General features: G+C 73.7%; 12 protein-coding genes. 5 read left to right on the top strand and 7 right to left on the bottom strand.

Annotated elements, in window-relative coordinates:
* Positions 1-35: 35 nt before the first annotated feature.
* Genes OG373_RS34070 through OG373_RS34050 form a run of 5 tightly spaced genes read left to right on the top strand, consistent with a single transcriptional unit; the run spans position 36 to position 7,153 of the window.
* Positions 36-3,401, top strand: a complete 3,366-nt coding sequence (locus OG373_RS34070; RefSeq protein ID WP_405442367.1) for a non-ribosomal peptide synthetase — start codon at positions 36-38, stop codon at positions 3,399-3,401.
* Entirely contained in the window at positions 3,398-4,792 is a 1,395-nt protein-coding gene (gene glyA, locus OG373_RS34065) for a serine hydroxymethyltransferase (RefSeq protein WP_405442365.1), read from the top strand. The genes OG373_RS34070 and glyA overlap by 4 nt, the downstream gene beginning before the upstream one ends.
* Positions 4,789-5,478 (top strand): DUF2461 domain-containing protein, encoded by a 690-nt coding sequence (locus OG373_RS34060; protein ID WP_405442363.1) that lies wholly within the window; start codon positions 4,789-4,791, stop codon positions 5,476-5,478. The genes glyA and OG373_RS34060 overlap by 4 nt, the downstream gene beginning before the upstream one ends.
* Complete coding sequence (locus OG373_RS34055) at positions 5,475-6,545, top strand: threonine aldolase family protein (protein WP_405442361.1); 1,071 nt, start codon at positions 5,475-5,477, stop codon at positions 6,543-6,545. The genes OG373_RS34060 and OG373_RS34055 overlap by 4 nt, the downstream gene beginning before the upstream one ends.
* A 26-nt stretch (positions 6,546-6,571) precedes the next feature.
* On the top strand, positions 6,572-7,153 hold the full coding sequence (locus OG373_RS34050) for a GNAT family N-acetyltransferase (protein ID WP_189966505.1): 582 nt from the start codon (positions 6,572-6,574) through the stop codon (positions 7,151-7,153).
* A 66-nt stretch (positions 7,154-7,219) separates the two neighbouring features.
* Here the strand turns inward: OG373_RS34050 and OG373_RS34045 are convergent, their stop codons facing one another.
* The 7 genes from OG373_RS34045 to OG373_RS34015 all read right to left on the bottom strand — a co-directional run bounded on the left by OG373_RS34045 (position 7,220) and on the right by OG373_RS34015 (position 21,056).
* Positions 7,220-8,368, bottom strand: a complete 1,149-nt coding sequence (locus tag OG373_RS34045) for an acyl-CoA dehydrogenase family protein (protein WP_405442359.1) — start codon at positions 8,366-8,368, stop codon at positions 7,220-7,222.
* Positions 8,365-9,555 carry an acyl-CoA dehydrogenase family protein gene (locus tag OG373_RS34040; protein ID WP_397734044.1) on the bottom strand — a complete coding sequence of 397 codons (1,191 nt, stop codon included), beginning with the start codon at positions 9,553-9,555 and terminating at the stop codon, positions 8,365-8,367. The genes OG373_RS34045 and OG373_RS34040 overlap by 4 nt, the downstream gene beginning before the upstream one ends.
* A gap of 10 nt (positions 9,556-9,565) precedes the next feature.
* Complete coding sequence (locus OG373_RS34035; protein WP_405442357.1) at positions 9,566-10,972, bottom strand: condensation domain-containing protein; 1,407 nt, start codon at positions 10,970-10,972, stop codon at positions 9,566-9,568.
* Positions 10,972-14,328 (bottom strand): non-ribosomal peptide synthetase, encoded by a 3,357-nt coding sequence (locus tag OG373_RS34030; RefSeq protein WP_405442356.1) that lies wholly within the window; start codon positions 14,326-14,328, stop codon positions 10,972-10,974. The genes OG373_RS34035 and OG373_RS34030 overlap by 1 nt, the downstream gene beginning before the upstream one ends.
* Positions 14,321-18,421 (bottom strand): non-ribosomal peptide synthetase, encoded by a 4,101-nt coding sequence (locus tag OG373_RS34025; protein WP_405442355.1) that lies wholly within the window; start codon positions 18,419-18,421, stop codon positions 14,321-14,323. The genes OG373_RS34030 and OG373_RS34025 overlap by 8 nt, the downstream gene beginning before the upstream one ends.
* Before the next feature lie 209 nt (positions 18,422-18,630).
* Positions 18,631-19,905: an MFS transporter gene (locus tag OG373_RS34020; RefSeq protein WP_405442353.1), complete on the bottom strand. Its 1,275-nt coding sequence runs from the start codon at positions 19,903-19,905 to the stop codon at positions 18,631-18,633.
* A gap of 89 nt (positions 19,906-19,994) precedes the next feature.
* Positions 19,995-21,056: a winged helix DNA-binding domain-containing protein gene (locus tag OG373_RS34015; protein WP_405442352.1), complete on the bottom strand. Its 1,062-nt coding sequence runs from the start codon at positions 21,054-21,056 to the stop codon at positions 19,995-19,997.
* Positions 21,057-21,064 lie beyond the last annotated feature (8 nt).

The raw sequence follows: 21,064 nt of genomic DNA, 5'->3' as shown, positions 1-21,064 counted from the left end.
AGCCAACGGCCCGTAACACCGAATGGAGTTGGACCATGACCGAGCTCCTGCCCGCTCGCGCGGACAGTGCCGCGTCCTTCCCGATGACCGAGACGCAGCAGGCACTGATGATCGGGCGAGGTGAAGCAGTCGAACTGGGCGGTATCGGCTGCTACGGATACTTCGAATGGGAGCGTGCCGGCCTCGACCCCGAGCGTTTCGCCGCCGCCTGGCGCAAGGTGGTCGCCCGTCACGACATGCTCCGCGCGATCGGCCGTACGGACGGAACCCAGTGGGTGCCCGCCGACCCGCTGCCCTTCTCGATACCGGTCGAGGACCTGCGCGGCCTGTCCGAGGACGCCGCGCGGGAGCGGCTCGCCGCGCTGCGGGACGAGATGAGCCACGTGGTCTTCCCGGTGGGCAGCTGGCCGCTGTTCGACCTGCGGATCCTGCGGCTGGGCGGTCCGCAGGACACCGGCCGGGTCCACCTCGGGATCGACCTCCAGGTGCTGGACGCCTCCAGTGCCTTCCAGGTGCTCTTCCCCGAGCTGGTCGACCTCTACGAGAACCCGGACGCCGAACTCCCCGAGCCCGGTATCGGCTTCGCCGAATACGCCCGCTGGCGCGCCGACGCCCTGCCGCACACCGAGGCCTTCCGCACCGCCCGCGACTACTGGGTGGAGCGGGTGCCCACCCTGCCGCCGGCCCCCTCGCTGCCCACGGGCGGCTCCGGCGACGGCGGGCGCGAGGTGCGCTTCGACCGGCGCGAGCACCGGCTCTCCCCCGCGGACTGGCAGCTCTTCTCGGCCCGGGCCCACGAAGCGGGGCTGACCCCGTCGGTCCTGCTCACCGCAGCCTTCGCCGAGGTGGTCCGGTGCTGGGCGGAGGAGTCGGACTTCACCATCAACTACCCGATCTTCCAGCGTCCGGCGGTGCACCCGGACATCACCGGTGTGCTCGGCGACTTCACCAACGCCGTGATGCTCGCCGCCGACGGTTCGGGCGCGACCTTCCTGGACCGGGCCCACGCCCTGCGCGACCAGCTCGCCCGCGACGCGGAGCACGGCGCCTTCAACGGCGTGCGGGTGCTGCGCGAACTGACCCGGCTGCACGGGGTGGGCGCGACGGCCGGCATGCCGGTCGTCGTCACCAGCCTGCTCGACTACCCGGTGCGCCGGCCCGTCACCGACCTGGGCCGGGAGGTGTACTCGATCTCCCAGACCCCGCAGGTCTCGCTCGACGTGCAGTTGCGCGAGCTGGCCGGTGAACTGCGCGTCATCTGGGACTTCGTCGACGGGGCGTTCGCGCCCGGCTTCGTCGACGCCGCCTTCGGCGTGTACGTGGACCTGCTGGAGAGGCTCACCCGGGACCCGGAGTCCCTGCACACCCGGCGCTTCGACCTGATCCCGGCGGCCGAGCGGACGCTGCGCCGCAAGGTCAACGACACTGCCGGGCAGATCCCGTACACCACCCTGCACGAGCTGTTCGCCCGGCAGGCCGAGGCCACGCCCGAGGCCGAGGCCGTGGTGGACGCCTCCGGGCGGCGCCTGAGCTACGCCGAACTGGCCTCGTACGCCTGGCGGATCGGCCACACGCTGCGGGACCACGGGGCGGCTCCGGGCGAGCTGGTCGCCGTCGTGATGGAGAAGGGGTGGGAGCAGTACGCCGCGGTGTACGGGATCCTCGCCTCCGGCGCCGCCTATCTGCCGCTGGACCCGTCCGTGCCGGCGGAGCGGCTGCGCCGGCTGCTCACCGAGGCCAAGGTGGACCGGATCCTCACCCAGTCCCGGCTGGACTCCCGGATCAGCTGGCCCCCCACGGCCCGCCGCTACCGGGTGGACAAGGACTTCGAGTCCGCCGCCGTCACCCGGCCCGACACCGCGCAGACCCCGGCGGACCTCGCGTACACGATCTTCACTTCGGGCTCGACGGGTGAGCCCAAGGGCGTGATGGTCGACCACATCGGTGTGGTCAACCTGATCCGCGATGTCGCCGAGCGCTTCGAGGTCGGCGCCCGGGACCGGCTGCTGGCCATCTCCGGGCTGCACTTCGACGCCTCGATCTACGACGTGTTCGGGGTGCTGACGCAGGGCGGAACCGTGGTACTGCCACCGCCGTTCGAGCACGCCGAGCCCGATGTGTGGGCCGATCTGGTGCAGGCGGAGCAGGTCACGCTGTGGAACTCCGTGCCCGTCCTGATGGAACTGCTCGTCGGCGAGGCCGAGGTGCGCGAGCGCCGCGGCGGCGGCCGGCCGCTGGAGTCCCTGCGGCTGTCCGTGCTCTCCGGCGACTGGATCCCGCTGACGCTGCCGGACCGGCTGCGGGCGCAGAGCCCGCGGATCCAGGTGGTGGGTTCGGGCGGTCCGACCGAGACGATCTGCTGGTCGCTGTTCCAGCCGATCGGCGAGGTCGATCCGTCCTGGACGAGCATCCCGTACGGCAAGCCGATCACCAACCAGCGCTACTACATCGTCGACCCGGCCGGCTACGAGCGCCCGCTCGGGGTGGTCGGCGAGATGGCCGTGGCCAGCGACGTCGGGCTCGCCCTGGGGTACTGGAACGACGCGGAGCGCACCGCGAACCGCTTCGTGCACCTCCCGGAGAGCGGCGAACGCGCCTATCTGACCGGTGACCTGGGGCGGTACCTGCCCGACGGCAGCATCGAGATCCTCGGCCGGGACGACTTCCAGGTGAAGATCCAGGGCCACCGGATCGAGCTGGGCGAGATCGAGGCCGTACTGCGCCAGGACGCCGAGGTCGAGGCGGCCGTGGTGGTGGCCCCGGCCAGCGCCCACGGGGTGCGGCGGCTGCACGCCTTCGTCGTGGCCGCCGCCGACGCGGCCGGGCCGGTCCTGGAGCGGCTCGCCGCGCAGCTCCCCGGTTACATGGTGCCGGCCGCGCTGACCGTGCTGGAGGAGCTGCCGCTGACCCGCAACGGCAAGGTCGACCGGCTGCTGCTGGCCTCCTCCGCGGGACGCCAGCAGTCCGCCGACGAGGAGGCCGTGCGGGACGCCGCGGACGGTCCGGGCAGCGCGCTGGAGCTGGTGCTGTGCGCGGCGGTCGCCGACATCCTCGGTCTGGACGCGGTGGCGCCCGGGGACAACTTCTTCAGCCTGGGCGGCGATTCGCTCAGCGGTACCCGGCTGGCGGGCCTGCTCAAGGAGCTGCTGGGGGTGCCGGTGCCCGTCAAGACCGTGTTCCAGAACCCGCTGCTCTCCGACCTGGCCGAGAAGATCGCCGCGGACGAGCAGCACGGCGCGGAGGCGGTCGCCGCCGCGGAGGCCTTCGGCGAGCTGGAGGCCGACGGGGCGGAAGGGCCTGACGCGGCGGACCCCGAGGACGCGGTCCGCCGCAGCACGGCCGGCACGGCCGGCACGGCCGGCACCGTCATCACGGACGATTCCGAGAGGGGACAGTCATGAGTCTCACCCTGCCCGCGCCCGTCACCGAGCCGGAGCTGCCCGCGGCACCCGGCAGCGGTCCCGCGCCCGATCCCGACCTGGTCGATTTCGCCGGGCACGCCGCGACGCGGCTCAGAGAGCGCGACGGCGCCCTGTACTCCTTGCTGGCCCGGGAGTCGGCGCGCCAGCGCGACACCCTGATGATGGTCGCGGCGTCCAGCGTCGCGGACCCCTCCGTGCTGGCCTGCGAGGGCAGCACGCTCGGCAATCTGACCGCCGAGGGCTTCCCCGGGAACCGCTACCACGCGGGCTGCGGGGTCGCCGACGAGATCGAGCGCCTCGCGATCGACCGGGCGTGCGCGGCGTTCGGGGCCGAGGACGCGATCGTGCAGCCGCACTCCGGCTCCTCGGCGAACCTCGCCGTGATCACGGCGCTGCTGAGCCCGGGCGACAGCCTGCTCGGGCTGGACCTGGACTGCGGCGGGCACCTCACCCACGGCTCCCCCGCCTCGGTGACCGGCCGGTACTACCGGGCCCACGGCTACCGGGTGACTCCGGAGGGGCTGCTCGACTACGACCAGATCCGCGAGCTGGCCCTGGAGCACCGTCCGAAGCTGATCGTCTGCGGGGCGAGCGCCTACCCCCGCAGCATCGACTTCGCCCGCTTCCGGGAGATCGCGGACGAGGCCAACGCCTACCTGCTGGCCGACATCTCGCACATCGCGGGGCTGGTCGCGGCCGGCCTCCACCAGAGCCCCGTCGACCACGCCCATGTGACCACCACCAGCACCTACAAGCAGCTGTACGGCCCGCGCGGCGGGCTGATCCTGCTCGGCCGCGAGGCCCGCAAGGCCGGACCGGAGCGCGGCACGCTGGCCGCGACCCTGCGCCGCGCCGTGTTCCCCTTCACCCAGGGCACCCCCGACCTGGCGTCGGTGGCGGCCAAGGCGCGGGCCCTGGACTTCGTGGCGAGCCCCGACTTCGCCGAGCTCGCCAAACGGCTCGCCGACGGCGCGCAGGCGATCGCCGGGCGCCTTTCGGACCGCGGCTTCCGGCTGGTCACCGGCGGTACGGACACCCACATGGTGCTGCTCGACCTGCGCGGCACCGGGGTCACCGGGGACGTCGCCGAGCAGGCCCTGGAGTCCTGCGGGATCGTCGTCAACCGCAACCGGGTCCCGGGCGACACCACACCGGTCCGGGTGACCGGCGGGCTCCGGCTCGGCACCAACACGCTGGCCGCGCGCGGGATGGACCACGCGGTGGCCGCCGAGTGCGCCGACCTGGTCGCCGACGTCCTCGTGGCGCTGCGCGCGCAGGGCGGCGTACTGCCGGACGCGCTGCGCGACCGGGTGCGCACCCGGGTCTCCGAGCTGTGCGCCGCCCACCCCCTGCCGGGGTATCTGCCGTGACCTTCAGCGGCTTCCCGCCCTCGGCACTGCGCCTGTACGAGGACCTCGCGGCCGACAACAGCAAGGAGGCGTGGCGACTGCGCCACCGCGAGCGGTACGAGCGTGACGTACGCGCGCCGATGGACGAGCTGGCCGCTGAACTGACCGGGCACTTCCGGGAGTCGACCGGATCGGGCGAGGTGCAGGTGCTCGGCCCGGTCCGGGACACCCGGATGTCCCACGACAAGTCGCCCTACAAGACCTACCAGGGCGCCTATCTGGATCTGCTGCCCTGTCTGGGCCTGTGGGTGCACCTGGACCGGCACGGGCTGTACGCCTCCGGCCGCTGGTACCCGTACGCCGGGGCCGAGGTCGCCCGGTACCGCGCGGCCGTCGAGCAGGAGGACGGCGGCGCGGAGCTGGCCGCGATCACGGCGCGGCTGGAGGACCAGGGGTTCGTCCTGGGCGGCGACCGGCTCCGGTCCCGGCCGCGCGGGGTCCCCGCGGACCACCCGCGGCTGGGGCTGCTGCGCCACCGCAAGATCGACGCAGGACGCCGCTACGGGCCGGACGCGGGCCTGCACACGGCGCGGGCCGGGGAACTGGTGCGGGAGACCTGGCAGTCGGTACGTCCCCTGCTGGACTGGATGGCGGCCCGCGAACTCACCCCACAGCCCCGCGAGCGAGGAGTTGACGTACCGTCATGACCATCGGGAGTTTCGAGACCGCCGACCTGCGCAGCGACACGGTGACCCGGCCGGGGCCCGGGATGCGGGCGGCGATGGCCGCCGCGGAGGTCGGCGACGACCTGTTCGGGGAGGATCCGACCGTCCGTGCGCTGGAGGACCGGCTCGCCGGGCTCTTCGGCTTCTCCGCGGCCCTGTTCACCCCGTCCGGGGTGATGGCCAACCAGATCGCCCTCCAGCTCCTCGTCGGTCCCGGCGAGGAGCTGGTGTGCGAGGCCGAGGCGCACGTCCTGGCGCACGAGGAGGCCTCGCCGGCCCGCTACGGCGGGATCCAGACGCGCACGGTGTCGGCCGAGCGGGGGGTGATCACCGCGGAGCTGCTGGCCGGGGTGGTCCGGCGGGGGAACCCGTACACGCTCGGCACCCGCGCCGTGGAGGTGGAACAGACCCATACCAGGGCCGGCGGTACGGTCCACCCCCTGGGGACGCTGCGCGCCGTACGGGAGCTGACGGCCGGCGCGGGCCTGTCGGTGCACATGGACGGGGCCCGGATCTGGAACGCGATGGCCGCGACGGGAACGTCGGCCCGGGAGTACGGGGAGACGGCCGATTCGCTGTCCGTGTGCCTGTCCAAGGGGCTGGGCGCGCCCGTCGGGTCGGTGCTCCTGCTGCCGGTCGAACAGCTGTCGCGGGCACGGAAGTTGCGGCACGGTCTGGGCGGCGGCATGCGGCAGTCGGGCATCCTGGCGGCTGCGGGACTGTACGCGCTGGACCACCACGTGGAGCGGATCGCCGAGGACCACGCCCATGCCGGGCTGCTGGCGGCGGGCCTCACGGACGCGGGTTTCACCGTGCGCCCGCCGGAGACCAACATCCTCATCGTCGAGGTCGCCCGCGCGGACGAGGTCGTCGCACGGGCCGCGCAGGAAGGAGTACTGGTGACCGCGCCGGGTCCGGAGACGGTCCGGCTGGTCACTCATCTGGACGCAGGACACAAGGCGTGCCGGCGCGCCCTCGACGTGCTGGCCGCCGTGATGACCGATGTCGTCACCGGGGTGCGGAACACCGCGCCCGCGGGACACCTGTAAGCAGCGGAAGAGAGCGAAGTAGCAGCATGAGCTTAGAAGTACGGCCCGCCACGGCGGATCTGTGGGACGACATCCAGCAGGTGCTCCAGCCCAGGAAGAGCGCGCACACGTGCTGGTGCATGGCGTGGCGGCTGTCCACGGGCGACTACGGGCGGCTCACCGCCGACGAGCGCGGCGAGCACCTGCGCGGCCTCATGGAGAAGGCCGATCCGCCGCCCGGGGTCCTCGGGTTCCTGGACGGCGAGGTGGCCGGCTGGTGCAACGTGGCGCCGCGCCGCCAGCTCGACCGGCTGACCTCCTCGAAGACGATCACACCGGTGGACGATCTGCCCGTGTGGTCGGTGACCTGCTTCGTCGTGCGCAAGGAGTACCGCGGCAAGGGGGTCGCCTCGGGCCTGCTGGAGGGGGCCGTCGAGCACGCGCGGTCCCATGGCGCGCCCGCCGTCGAGGGGTATCCGGTGGACCCGGAGGGCGGCCGGGTGAACCCGACCCTCGCCTATGTCGGGACGATGGACATGTTCGAGCGGGCCGGCTTCCGCCGGGTCCACCGCACCGAGGCCAAGAGCGACAAGCGCCACCGCTGGGTCATGCGCCGCGACCTGGTCTGACGGTCCCGGCCGAAACGCAGAAGGGGCTCCCGCGGTGCGGGGGCCCCTTCCCTCGTGCGGTGCCGGTCAGGGCGTGTGCGCCGCGGTGTCCCACAGCTGGGCCGGACGCCCGCAGCGCATGGCCTCCCAGGCCGCGCGCCGGTAGCAGCCCGCCACCAGGGCGTCCCGTACCAGACCCGAGGCGCCGTGCAGATGGACCGCGTCACGTGTCACGTCGAGGGTGGTCTCCGCCGTGAGGGCGATCAGTCCGGCGGCCTCCCCCACGGTGAGCCGGCCCTCGTCGAGGTCCCGGGCGGCATCGCCCACGGCCCAGCGCACGGCGTCGAGGCGGGCCAGCAGGCCGGCCACGCGCAGCCGGGGGCCCTGGTGTTTGACCAGGGCCTGGCCGAACTGCTGACGGCCGCGGATCCGGGAGACGACCGCGGTCAGGGCGGCCGCCGTGATCCCGGCCAGCAGCGAGGCCTGGTGGACGGCGGCGCGCAGCCCCACCCGGGCGAGGGCCCGTTCGGCGGCGAGGCCGCGCAGCAGCACCGCCCCGGCCGGCAGCCGCACCTCGTCGAAGACGGCGCCGGCGACGGCGCCGCCGCCGTGGTCGCGCAGCGGGCGTACCTCCACTCCCTCGGTGGGCAGCCCCACGAGTGCCACGCAGGGGCCGTCGGGACCGCCGGCCAGGACCAGCAGGGCGCCCGGCCCGACGCCGGCGGCGAAGGGGCCGCCGGTGCCGGTGAGGACGACCGCGCCGGTGTCCCCGTCCGGTTTCCAGGTGAGGCCGGGCGGTACGGTGCCGCGCGGATCGGGCAGGCGGCCCGGCACGGCGATCTCCAGCTCCCCGGTCCGTACCCGGTCAAGGAGGCCGTCGGTGGCCTCGGCGGCCAGGGGGCCGAGGCCGGATACCAGGTCCAGGGCGAGGAGGGTGTCGGTCAGCGGGACGGGCTGCATCGCGTTGCCCGCCTCCTCGCAGACCATGGCGATGACGGCCTGGCCGAGGTCGAGGCCGTCCTTGCCGATGGGCAGGGCGAACTCCCAGGCGCCCACCTGGGTCAGGGCCTCCCAGGCACCGGCGGGGGTGTCCCCGTCGACCTCCAGGCCCTGGCGGACGGTGAGCCGGAGCTGCCGGAACAGCGAGTCCTCGTCCTCCCGCTCCCGCCACCTTTCGGGCACCGCCGGCGCGCCCCGGCCGCCCGTGCCGTTCCCGCCTACCGCCTGTGATGTCACGGCCGTACCTCCGCACCTGAGTCGAGACGCAGCCGGGCCAGCGTCTCCAGCATCATTTCGGCGGTGCCGCCCGATATCCGCATTCCCGGGGCTTCGCGCAACGCCGCGTCGAGTGGGTGTGCCACCCCGTCGACCTCGGGGTCGTCGAGGGTCATGCTGCGGTCGCCGTCGAGTTCCGCGGCCCACCAGGCCACCTCGGCCGCGAGCTCGGTGGTGTACCACTTCGCGGCGGCGGCCTCGTCCTCGTTGAGTTCGCCCCGGTCGAGGCGGGTGAGGACGCGGCGGACCAGCGTGCCGGCCGCGAGCAGCCGGGCGTTGAGTTTGGCCAGGCCGATCTGGTCGTGCTGGCCGGCCTCCAGCCGGTCGGTGTGGACCTCCAGCCGTTCCACGGCCGCCCGGTACCAGCGCAGCGCCTTGACGTAGTAGTCGAGTCCGGTGCGCTCGAAGGCGAGGGTCTTGACGACGATCGCCCAACCCTGGCCGGTCTCGCCGACCACGTCCTCGGCGGTCACGGCCACGCCGTCGAGGGTGACCTCGTGGAAGGCGTCGTCGCCCATGCCCGGGATCTGCCGGATGGTGACGCCCGGCTGGGCCAGGGGGACGAGGAACAGGCTGAAGGCGTCGTCCTCGCCGCGGGCCAGGCACAGCCCGTAGTCGGCGAGCCGGGCGAAGAGTGAGTGGACCTTGGTGCCGTACAGCTTGTAGCCGCCCCTGCCGTCCGAAACGGCTCGGGTGGAGAGGATGTTGAGGTCCGAGCCGGCCTGGGGTTCGCTGAACAGGACGCAGCCGAAGGCTGTACCGGCCGCGAAGCCCGGCAGGTGCCGGGCCTTCATCGCCGGGCTCGCGACGTTGAGCAGGGTGGATCCGACGATCTGCACGGTGAGGGTGTGCAGCAGGTCGGGCACGTCGTGCATGGCCAGTTCCTCGACCAGGACGGCGGCCGCGACCTGGCTGATGCCGCGCCCTCCGTACTCCTCGGGCCACTGGGGCGCGAGGAGGCCCTGTTCGCCCAGGGCCCGGTGGATGGGGCGGGGGTCGCGGGTGCGCCGGGCCTCGGCCACGGGGGCGGAGACCAGGATGTCGTGGATGTCCTCGCGCAGGGCCCGCATGGGGGTGCGGGGCACGTCGGCTCCGCTCCGTACGAGCCCGCAGTCCGCGGGCGCGCGGTAGAACTCGGTGGTGAGCACGGGCAACTCCCTAGGTGGTGAGCGGGGATGCGGGCGCGGCGGTGGCCCGGTCCAGCACGTCCTCGATTCCGGTGAGCAGTCCTCGCACGTCCTCGGGCGTGGCCGCGTGGCGGTTGTACTCGGCGGTGCCGCCGATCTCGCCGTCCCGTTCCACGAGGCCGATGCAGGCGAGGGCGGCGGCCGGGTCGGGGCTGTAGAGCTCCAGGTGCCGGGCGGGCGGCCCGGGCAGCTGGCCGACCTCGATGCCCGGGAGGTCCAGGGGGACCGCCGGGTAGTTGTGGAGGGCGAACAGGACGTTGTACGGCGGGGGCGTCCCCTCACCGAACAGAACGTCGACGGGAAGGCGTTGGTGGGCCAGGGCGTCGGCCACCGCGGCCCGGGTGCGGTGCAGCAGTTCCCGGAAGGTGGGGCCGCCCGTGAGGTCGAGCCGGATCGGCACCACGGTGGTGAACTGTCCGACGGCGCCCTCGAGGGGCCCGGCGAAGCGGCCGGCCGCCGGGGTGCCGATCACCAGGGAGGGGCGGCCCTCCCTGCGGGCCAGTACGACGGCCAGCGCGGCGAGGAGCGTCATGAACGGGGTGGCCCCCTCGGCAGCGCCGAGTTCGAGGCCTGCGTCGACCGGCCTGCGGGCCAGCCGTACGGGCACGTGGCCGCGTTCGAACCCGCCGGGCGCCCGGGGTGCGGGCGGGTCGGCGGCGAACACGGCCCGCCGGCGGGCGAGTTCGGCGGTGCCGTCGGGTCCGGCGAGCCACCGGTGCTGCCAGTCGGCGTAGTCGGGGAACTGGAGTTCGGGCGGGGCCGACCCGCTGGGGCCCGCCGGGCCCTCGCGGTAGCCGGCGGCCAGGTCCGTGAGGAAGACCCCCGAGGACCAGCCGTCGAAGACCGCGAGGTGGGAGGCGAGGATCAGGACGTGCTCGTCGGGGGCGAGCCGCAGCAGCCGGAACGCGCTGGTGCGGCCGCTCTCCAGGTCGAGGACGGTGGAGGCGCTCTCGGTGCTCTGCAGGGCCACGCGTTCGGCCGCGGCCTGCGGGGTGAAACCCGAGAGGTCGGCCCGGGTGAGCCGCAGAACCGGTTCCTCGTCCACGTGCAGCCGGGGCCGGCCGCCGGTGGAGACGGTGAGCCGGGTGCGCAGGGCCTCGTGGCGGCGCAGCACCCCGGTGAGGGCCGCCACGAGCCGCTGCGGGTCGAGCGGGCCGGTCAGCCGCAGGGCGTGCGAACCGGTGGCGACGGCCGGGTGGGTGCGCTCGCGCCGCCACAGCCGGGACTGGAGCGCGGTGGGCGGGACCGGCCCCGCGCCGGAGCGCGGGGCCGGGTGGGCGGGTACGGGCTGCCGGGCGGCCAGCATCAGCCGGGCGAGTTCGCGCTTCGCCTCGGGGAGCGCGGCGAGCGCTCCTTCGAACCCGGCCGGGTCGGCCATCAGGGGCCGTCCGGGTGCTGGAGGGAGCCGAGGAGGGCGGCGGCCTCGTCGTCGCTCATGTTCTCGATCTGCTCGAAGACCGCGAGCAGCCGGTCCTGTTCGCCGGCGGCCTCGGCCTTGGCGGCGCGCACCAGTTCGGCGAGTCCGGAGACGGTCGGGCGGCCGAAGAAGTCGGCGAGGGCGATGTCGATGCCGAAGAGGGCGCGGACCCGGGAGACCACGATGGTGGCCTGCAGGGAGCTGCCGCCCAGGGCGAAGAAGTCGCCCTCCACGTCCGGGTTCTGCCATTCCAGCAGCGGGGTGAGGATGTCCCGGCAGATCTGCTCCTCGATGGCGTCGCGGGGTGCGGTGCCGCCCTCTGCCGACAGCTCGGTGGGCTGGGGCAGTGCGCCGGTGTCGACCTTGCCGTGCGGGGTGAGGGGCAGCTCGTCCAGGACCACGACGACCGGCACCATGTAGCCGGGCAGCCGGCCGGCCGCGTAGGCGCGCAGGCCCTCGGCGTCGGCGACCTCGGATGCGTACGATCCCACCTGTTCCACGGTGACGTAGGCGGCCAGCATGCGCTCGCCGCCCGCGGCGGGCTGGGCCACCACCACGGCCTGCTGCACCGACGGGTGGCCGGTGAGCACGGACTCGACCTCGCCGGGCTCGATGCGGTGGCCGCGCACCTTGAGCTGGCGGTCGGTGCGGCCGAGGAAGTCCAGGTTGCCGCCGGGCAGCCAGCGGACCAGGTCGCCGGTGCGGTAGAGGCGCTCGGTCTCGGGGCCGTCCGCGAAGGGGTTGTCGGCGAAGCGCTCGGCGGTGAGGTCGGGGCGGCCGAGGTAGCCGCGGGCCACGCCGGGTCCGGCGACGCAGAGTTCACCGGGCACGCCGGGCGGTACCGGGCGCAGCCGCTCGTCGAGGACGAAGGCCTGGTGGCCGGGCATGGGGCGGCCGATCGGCGGGTTGCGGTCGTAGCTGCCGGTGCAGTCCATCAGGGTGACGGCGACGGTCGCCTCGGTGGGGCCGTAGCCGTTGACGAACCTGCGCTCCCCCGAAGTCCATTCGGCGACGAGCCTGCCGGGGAAGGCCTCGCCGCCCACGGAGACCAGCCGCAGGTCGGGCAGGGCTGCCTGGTCGAGCAACGGCAGCAGTGCGGGCGGGAGTTCCGCGACGGTGACCGCGTCCTCGCGCATCCGGGTCTGCAGCAGAGCCGGGTCGCGGCGCTCGTCGTCGGTGGCGATGACGAGCGAGCCGCCGGCGAGCAGCGTGGTGAAGATCTCGAAGACGGAGACGTCGAAGGTGAGCGGGGCGAACTGCAGGACCCGGTCCTCGGCCCGGATCTCGTAGGCCTTGGCGATGGTGCGGGAGAAGTGGGTGACCGAGCGGTGCTCGATCATGACCCCCTTGGGGGTTCCGCTGCTGCCCGAGGTGTAGAGCACGTAGGCCAGGTCGCCGGGGTGGGAGGTCGGCGCGAGGGAGGGAACCTCCCGGACGGGGGCCGCGGTTCCGGTGGTCACCAGCTCCAGCGGGACCGGCAGCTGCGCGGATTCGTCGACGAGGGCGTGCCTGACCTTGGCGTCGGACAGGACCGTACGGGTCCGCTCGGCCGGGGCAGCCGGGTCGACCGGGATGTAGTGGGCGCCCGCCTTGAGCACGCCGAGGACCCCCGCGACCGCGGCCGGGCCGCGGGACACGCACACGGCGACGGGATCGCCGTGCCGCACCCCGCGGTCGCGCAGCCGGTGGGCGATGGCCTCGGACCAGCGGTCGAGCGCGGCGTAGTCGAGGCGGGTGGAGCCGTGGTGGACGGCGACGGCGTCGGGGTGGATGGTGGCCCGCTCGCGGAAGGCGCGGTCCAGGGTGGTGGTCCAGGCGGCCTCGTCGACCGGGCCGCCGCGGGACAGCTCGCGGGCGTGCCGGGAGGCGGCCGGCTCCTCGACCAGGCTGATGTCGCCGACCTGGAGGTCGGGGTTCTCGGCGACCTGCTCCAGCACCCGGCGGAAGGCGGCGAGCAGGGCGCCGGCCGTGCCGTGCCGGTAGAGGGAGGTGTTGTATTCGAGGGAGAGTTCCAGGCCGTCGTTCTCGCCGACGAGGAAGCTCATGTCGAACTTGGCGGCGCCGTCGTGCAGTTGGTCCATGGTGAACTCGACGTCGGCGGCCTGCGCCCGGTGGGTGCCCCAGCGGCCGAGCGAGGTGAACTCGATCTGGAAGAGCGGGTGGCGCAGCGGGTCGCGCACCGGGCGGACGGCCTCGACCACCTGCTCGAAGGGCAGCTCACTGTTGGTGAAGGAGTCCATGACGGAGGCCGCGGTACGGGCGACCAGCTCGCGGAAGGTGAGCCGGTCGGTGACCTCGGTCCGCAGGGTGATCATCTGGACGAAGCAGCCGATGACCTGCTCCAGGTCGGGGTGCGGCCGGGAGGCACTGGCCGTGCCGACGACGACGTCCTCGGTACGGGTCCAGTGCCGCAGCAGCGCGTTGAACGCGGCGAGCAGGGTGGTGAAGACGGTGGTGCTGTTGGCGTCGGCGAGCTCGGTGAGGCGGTCCAGCAGCTTCTGGTCGAGGGTCAGTTTCAGACCGCGGCCGTCCCCGCGGGTCTCCGGGCCGCGCGGGTGGTCGGGCAGCACCTCGGTGGCCACGGCGCCGGCCAGGATCTGGCGCCACTTGCCCGCCAGCGCCCGGCCGTGCTCGTCGTTCTCCAGCTTGGCGCGCTGCCAGGCCGCGAAGTCGGCGTACTCGACGGCGAGCCGGGGGGCCTCGGGGCGCTTGCCCGCGGCGGCCGCCGCGTAGCTGGAGGTCAGCTCCTCGGTGAAGATCCGGGTCGAACCGGGGTCCCAGGCGATGTGGTGGACGACCCAGAGCAGGACGTGCCGGTCCGCGGCGAGCCGTACCAGGTGGGCGCGGACGGGCGGGGCGGCGGCCAGGTCGAACGGGGCGGCGGCGCAGGTGGCCGTGAGCTCGGACAGTTCGCGGTCCGCGTCCTCGCTGCCGGACAGGTCGGTGCTCTGGACGCCGAGCACGAAGGAGGGGACGGGCTCCTGCCAGGGGACTCCGTCGATCTCGACGAGTTTGCTGTGCAGCACCTGGTGGCGGGCGACGACGGCGTTGAGCGCCTCGTGCAGGGCGGCCCGGTCGAGGGGGCCGCCCAGGCCTATGGCCAGGGCTATGTTGTTGCGGGCCTTGCCGGCGCCGAGCTTGTCGACGAACCACATCTGCTCCTGCTGGAAGGAGGAGCGGGAGCGGGGTCCGTGGTCGGCGCGCGTGAGCTCGATGCGGCGGCCCACACCGGCCGTCATCTGGTTGCGCATCCGTCCCAGCAGCCGGGAGCGCTGTCCCTGGGGCAGACGGCCGAGCCGTTCGGCGAGATCAGACATGGGTTCCTCCGTTGCGGTGCAGGTCGGCGAGGAGAGCGGCGAGCCGGTCGGGCAGGTGCTTGGCGAAGTAGTGGCGGCCACCGGGGATCACGGCGAGGCGCACGTCGGCCGCGTACCGGCCCCAGGCGCGGTAGCCGTTCTCGTAGCCCTCGGTCGCGTCGTCGGCGTCGCCGATGATGCAGGTGAGGGGGGTGGTCAGGGGCCGGTCGTAGCCGGCCGGGGTGCGGGCGAAGAAGCGGGCGGCCTCGGTCATGTCGTGGCGGACCATCCGCAGGACCGCGGTGAGGTCGCTGTCGTCGAGGACGCCGTCGAAGCCGTCCATCGTGGTGAGGTACGCGACGAGGTCGTCGTCGCCGGAGACGCGTTCCATCTCCAGGGCGTACTCGGGGTCCTCCTCCGGGAGGGCCGCGGCGAGGTCAAGGGCGATCGGCCGCTGCCCCAGCCGTTCCAGTACGTGGGTGGTCTCCAGCGCGGTGACGACTCCGGCGCAGTGGCCGTAGACCGCGTACGGTCCCTGCACGGTGCGGGCGATCTCCTCGGCCGCGCGTTCCGCGAACTCGGGCACCGGCAGCATCGGGCCGGGGCGCAGCGGGTCGTGTCCGGGCGGGGAGACGGCCAGGAGCTCGATGTGCGGCGGGAGCTGGGCCGCGAGCGGCTGGTAGGCGATGGCGTCGCCGCCGCCGTGCGGGAAGCAGACGAGGGTCAGCGAGGTGGTGCCGGCGGGGCGTTCGGGGGTGAGCCGGTGCAGCAGCCGGTGGTGCTGCGCCCCCGCACCCGCGCCCGTTCCCGCGAGTTCGGCGATCCGGGCGGCCAGCCCGGCCGGGGTCGGGTTGCTGAAGAGGTCGACGACGCGCAGGGCGGCGGCTCCGCCGTCCGCCACGGCGGTGGCGACGGCTCGGACCGCGCGCACGGCGGCGAAGGAGTCCCCGCCGAGGGCGAAGAAGTCGTCGTCGGGCGCGACGTCCGCCGCGCCGAGCACCTCGGCCCAGACGGCGGCGATCCGCAGGGCGACGGGGTCCCCGTCCGCGGGCGCGGCGGTGGTCCGGTCGGGCGCGGGTGCGGGGGCGGTGGGGCGCGGGTCGGGCAGTGCGCCCCGGTCCACCTTGCCGTTGGGGCTCAGCGGCAGCCGCTCCAGCAGGACCAGCTCGGCGGGGACGCAGTGCGGCGGCAGGACGGCGGCGAGGGCGGTGCGCAGGGCCGCGGGGTCGAGGTCCGCGCCCCCCTCGGGCACCACGTAGCCGACGAGCCGGTCGGAGCCTGCGGTGCGGCGGGCCGCGACGACGGCCTCACGGACCCCGGGGCGCTCGCGCAGCGCGCTCTCGACCTCGCCGGGCTCGATGCGGAGGCCGTTGAGCTTGATCCGGAAGTCGGTGCGGCCGAGGAGTTCGATGGTGCCGTCGGCGCCGTAGCGGGCCAGGTCGCCGGTCCGGTAGAGCCGTTCGGTGCGACCGGGCTCCAGTTCGACCCGGACGAACTTCTCCTCGGTCAGTTCGGGCCGGCCCAGGTAGCCGCGGGCCAGGCCGACGCCGCCGAGGTGGAGTTCACCGGGGACGCCGACGGGGACGAGGCGGTCGTGCGGGTCGAGGACGTAGGTGAGCTGGTTGGCCATGGGCCGCCCGTACGGGAGTTTCGTCCACTGCGGATCGACCCGGCCGACGGGGAACTCCACCGAGTGGATGGAGGCCTCGGTCGCCCCGCCGAGCGCGACGAAGGACAGGCCGGGCGCGAAGGCGCGGATCCGGTCGGGCTGGGTGACGGGGATCCAGTCGCCGCCGAGGAACGCGGTGCGCAGCTTCGGCAGGCGGGGCCCGTCGGCGTGTTCGAGCTGGTCGGTGAGGAGGCCGAGGAGGGCCGGGGCCGAGTTCCATACGGTGACGCCGTGCCGGTCGACGAGGTCGGCCCAGTGGGCCGGGTCCTTGGCGGCGGCCGGGTCGGGCAGGACGAGCGTGCCGCCCGCGGCCAGGATGCCGAGGGTTTCGTAGACGCTCATGTCGAAGCTGGGCGAGGACAGGGCGAGGACCGAGTCGCCGGGCCCGATGCCGTAGGAGCGGTTGAGGTCGAGGATGTTGTTGACCACGCCGCGGTGTTCCAGGGCAATGCCCTTGGGGGTGCCGGTGGAGCCCGAGGTGAAGATGACGTAGGCCAGGTCCCGGGAGGTGACGGGTACGGCCGGCCGGGTCGCGGGCAGTTCGGCGAGTGCGGCCCGATCGGCGTCGAGCAGCACCCGGTCGGTGCCGTCGGGGACGGGCAGCCGGCCGATCAGCTCCGCGTCGGAGACGACGATGGGCGGCGCGGAGTCCCGCAGCAGCAGCGCCAGGCGCTCGGCCGGGTAGTCCGGGTCGAGGGGGACGTATGCCCCGCCGGCCTTGAGGACGGCGAGGATCGCGGTGACCAGTGCGGGGCCCCGGCGCAGGCACAGGGCCACGGTCCGGTCGGGGCCGGCGCCGGCCAGGGCGAGCCGGTGCGCGAGCCGGTTGGCGCGCTCCTCCAGCTCCCGGTAGGTGATGTTCCAGCCGCCGAGTCCGCCGAGGATCACGGCGGGCGCGTCGGGCCGCCGGTCGGCGTGCTGCTCGAACAGTTCGTGCAGGCAGGCGTCCTGGGGGAAGGGGGCGCGGGTGGCGTTCCAGTCGTCCAGGGCGGCCCGGCGCTCGCCCTCGGTGAGCAGCGGCAGCGCCGACAGCGGGGCGTCCGGGCGGTCGACGGCCCCTTCCAGGGTGGTGAGGAAGTGGCCGAGGAGCCGGTCCACGGTCGCGGCGTCGAACAGGGCGGTGGGGTACTCCACGAGGGCGCGGACCGCGGTGCCGGTGTCGTGGACGCTGATCATCAGGTCGTACTTGGTGGCGTGCGAGGAGAAGTCGATGGGCTCGGTGGCGACGCCCGCGAGGCCCGGCGCGGTGTCCGGGGTCTCGTCGAGGAGGAACATCACGGAGGTGAGCGGCGGCCGGCTGGGGTCGCGGGGCAGTCCGAGGGCGTCGACGATCAGGTCGAAGGGCAGTTCCTGGTGCGCGTACGCCTGGAGCGTGGTGTGGCGGGTGGCGCGGACCAGTTCGGCGAAGCCGGGGTCGCCGCCGGTTCGGATGCGCAGCGGCAGGGTGTTGACGAAGAAGCCGATGAGCTCGCCGAAGGCCGGGTGGTCACGGCCGGAGACCGAGGTGCCGACGACGATGTCCTCCTGGCCGGTCCAGCGGCGCAGGGTGGCGGCGAAGCCGGCCAGCATCGTCATGTAGAGGGTGGCGCCCTCGGACTTGCCGAACTCCCGCAGCCGGGCGATGAGCCGGGGCGGGAGGTCGATGTAGCGGGAGGCGCCCGCGTGGCCGAAGACGGGTGGTCTGGGCCGGTCGGTGGGCAGGTCCACCGGGGTGGCGCCGCCCAGCTCCTCCCGCCAGAAGGAGGTGAGGCTCTCCAGCCGGTCCCCGCTGACGCGGCGCCGCTGCCAGGTGGCGAAGTCGGCGTACTGGAGGACGAGCGGGGGCGCCGCCTCGTCCGGTGCCCCGGTGCGGGCGGCGTAGGCGCGCTCCAGTTCGGAGTAGAGGACGCGCATGGACCAGCCGTCGGTGACGATGTGGTGCAGGTTGAGGACGAGGACGTGGTCCTCGGCGCCGATCCGGCCGAGCCGGGCCCGCAGCGGGACGGCGCCGGCCAGGTCGAAGGGGGCGCCCGCGTCGGCGTCGTAGAACGGCCGGGCGGCCGCCTCGTCGGGGAGTTCGGTCAGCGGCAGGGGCAGCCGGTAGCCGTCCACCACGCGGGGCACGGCCTCGGTGGCGCCCTCCTGGTAGGTGTAGACGGTCCGCAGCACCTCGTGGCGGTCCACGATGTCCTGGAGGGCCGCGTGCAGGGCGGGGACGTCGAGCGGGCCGCGGATGCGGGTGGCCACCGGCACGTTGTAGGCGGGGCTCCCGGGCTGCAGCTGGTCGATGAACCAGAGCCGGCGCTGTGCGAAGGAGAGCACGGGCGGCTCGGCGGGGTTACGGGGTGCCGGATCGGGGTCCTCCCGTACGGCGGCGCGCCCGCCGCCCCGGCCGGTCAGGGCCTGGAACAGTGCCCGGCGGGACTTCGGCAGTGCGGCTATGCGTTCGGCGAGGGACTCGCTCACCTTGAGCCTCCGTGCGTCTTCGGGAGTCGGGAGAGGGATACGGCGACGTGGCGCCGCGGGGTGCGCGGCGCTGGGTGTGCGGGTGGGTACGGGTGTGCGTCCGGGTGCGGGTGTACGTGCGGGTCCCGGCGCGGACGTACGGGGTGGGGCGCGGTGCGGAGTGGGTGCCGTTCGGCAGGCACCCACTCCCGCTCCCCCTGGTGTGCCGGTCAGGCAGTGATCCTGGCCTCGTCCGCGGCCGGGGCCTCCTCGCCGGCGCTGTCGCCGACGGGCATTTCCTTGATCTTGGACACCGGGCCGCCCAGCAGGGTCAGGCCGCCGACGATGGTGACGGCGCCGGCCACCGCGAGGCCGCCGGTCAGTCCGATGCCCTCGCCGAGCGCCCCGCCTGCGAAGTAGCCGAGGGACAGGGCGCCGTAGACCGCGGAGAGCGCGGTGCCGCTGACGCGCCCCATCTGCTCGTTCGGGGTGACCCCCTGGACGAGGCTGAGGACGTGGATGTCGAACATCGGAGAGACGAAGCCGATGACGGCCTGGACCACGATCAGTCCGAGGAAGCCGCCGACCGCGCCGCCCGTCGGGATCAGGATGTAGCCGGCGCCGAGGACGACTGCGGTGATCACCAGGAGGCGGCCCACGGAGAGGCTCTTGGAGACCACCTCGGAGAGCACCGCGCCGACGATGACGAAGACCGACATGACGGCGAAGGCGATGCCGACCTGGCCGGGGCTGAGGTCCAGCACCTTGTAGGCGTAGACGATCAGGAGGGCGTCACCCATCGCGGCACCGAGGTTGACCACGACGTTGGCGGTGAACAGGCCGCGCAGGACCGGGTTGCCGAAGAGGGTCTTCATGCCCTCCTTCATCTCCGCCTTGGCGGAGGCCTTGCGCTCCTCGGTCCGCTCGCGCACGTCCCGGTGACGGATGACGAGGAGGGCGAGCAGCGAGATGAGGAAGGTGAACGCGTCGGCGGTGATGGCGCGGGCGGCGCCGAGGACCTGGATGAGCGCGCCACCGGCGCCGGCCCCGACCGCTTCCGCGACGCTTCGGCTGATCTGGAGTTTCGTATTGCCTTCGATGAGGTTCTCGGTGCCGATGAGCTGGGGCAGCCAGGACTGGTAGGAGACCTCGAAGAAGGTGGTGAGGATACCGGTGAGGGCGGCCACGATGTAGACGTGGGTCATGCTGACGGAATCGAGGGCGAACGCCAGCGGAATCGTGCCGAGGGCCAGGAAGCGGCCCAGGTCGGCGACGATCATGACGGTGCGCCGCGAGACCCGGTCGGCCACGAGCCCCGCGAACGGGGCGAGCAGCAGGAACGGGAGGAAGCGCAGCGCGCCGAGCACGCCGACCTCCAAGGCTCCACCGTCCAGCACCACGACCGCGAGGGTCGGCAGTGCGAGAAGGGAGATCTTGTCGCCGAAGTTGCTGACGGTCTGCCCGAACCACAGGCGATTGAAATCGGAATGCCGACCGAGTGCCATGTCGACGCCCTTTTCTGATTGGGTACGGAATTGTCGGACGGCACTCAAGCTAGGGACCCGGAGTTAGGGGCCGGTTATGAATTCCGGGACTATAGACCGCTTGTAGACAGGCGATGAGTTCCGCTGGAGAACCGTGCGATGTCGGCGCTCTCGCGGGCGATTCCGGCGGCCACGGCGGGGCTGTGGGGCTCGGCCCCCGGGAAGGGTTCGACCGTCACCGGTGCTCCGCGGCGCCCGCCCGCCCAGGTGCCGACGGCCAGGCCGTCGACCAGCACGGTGGCCCGGATCTGCCCGCCGCCGGGCCACACCCGGCGTTCGTGCTCGGCGGGCACGGACAGGTCCCGGCTGCGGTATCCGACGAGGTAGTTGTCATAGGCCGGCAGCAGGCGTACGTCGGGGTCCGCGGGGGCGGGTACCGGATCGGGCCCGGTGTCCCGTACGGCGGCCCACGCGTTCTTGCCCGTGGTGGCCTTCAGCCCCGACCAGTGGACGAAGTCCAGGGCGTCGGAGGGCCCGTATGCGGCGCGGTAGCGGCGCGCGAGTTCGCGTTCGGCGGCGGCTCCGGTGAAGGGCGCCGGGCCGGTGGCGGGCAGCCAGTCGTCGAGGAGGACGAAGGTGGCCTCGCCGCCCCGCTGCGGTCCGTGGCAGATGCGGCCGGCCAGTGCGGCACGGCGGATCAGGTGGAAGGCGGACTGCCCCTTGGGTTCCACCCCGAGGGTCGTGAGCCGGTCGGTGAGCTGGGCGCGCGTCAACGGCCCCTCACCGTCGATCGCTTCGGTGATGAGCCGCTCGGAGCGCGTGCACAGGGATTCGTCGAGGCCGAGTTCGCGCAGCCGCCGGGCGGCGAGCGCGAGATAGACCGGGCCGAAGAGGGCGAGCAGCCACCGGGCGTCGGCGGCCGGCACCAGCTGGAGGGTGCCGCGCATGAACCAGCCGCGTACGGCGGTGCGTTCGGTGTCGGTGGCCCGGCGCACCGCCTCCTGGGTCAGCCCTCGGGCCCGCGCCCGGAGCCCGAGCTCCGCCGCGGGCAGGTCCTGGGCCTGCACGGCCAGCACCCGGTCGAGGACGGCGGCGACCGAATCCTCCCGGACCTCGCCCCCGATCGCCTGTGCGCGCGCCCTGAGCAGTCGGTCGGTCGTACGTCGTTCCACGTGTCCAG

This window comes from Streptomyces avidinii (assembly GCF_045161815.1).
GTDB lineage: Bacteria > Actinomycetota > Actinomycetes > Streptomycetales > Streptomycetaceae > Streptomyces > Streptomyces avidinii.
Note: the sequence above shows the minus strand (reverse complement) of the source record. Positions and strands in the feature narration are given on the sequence as shown.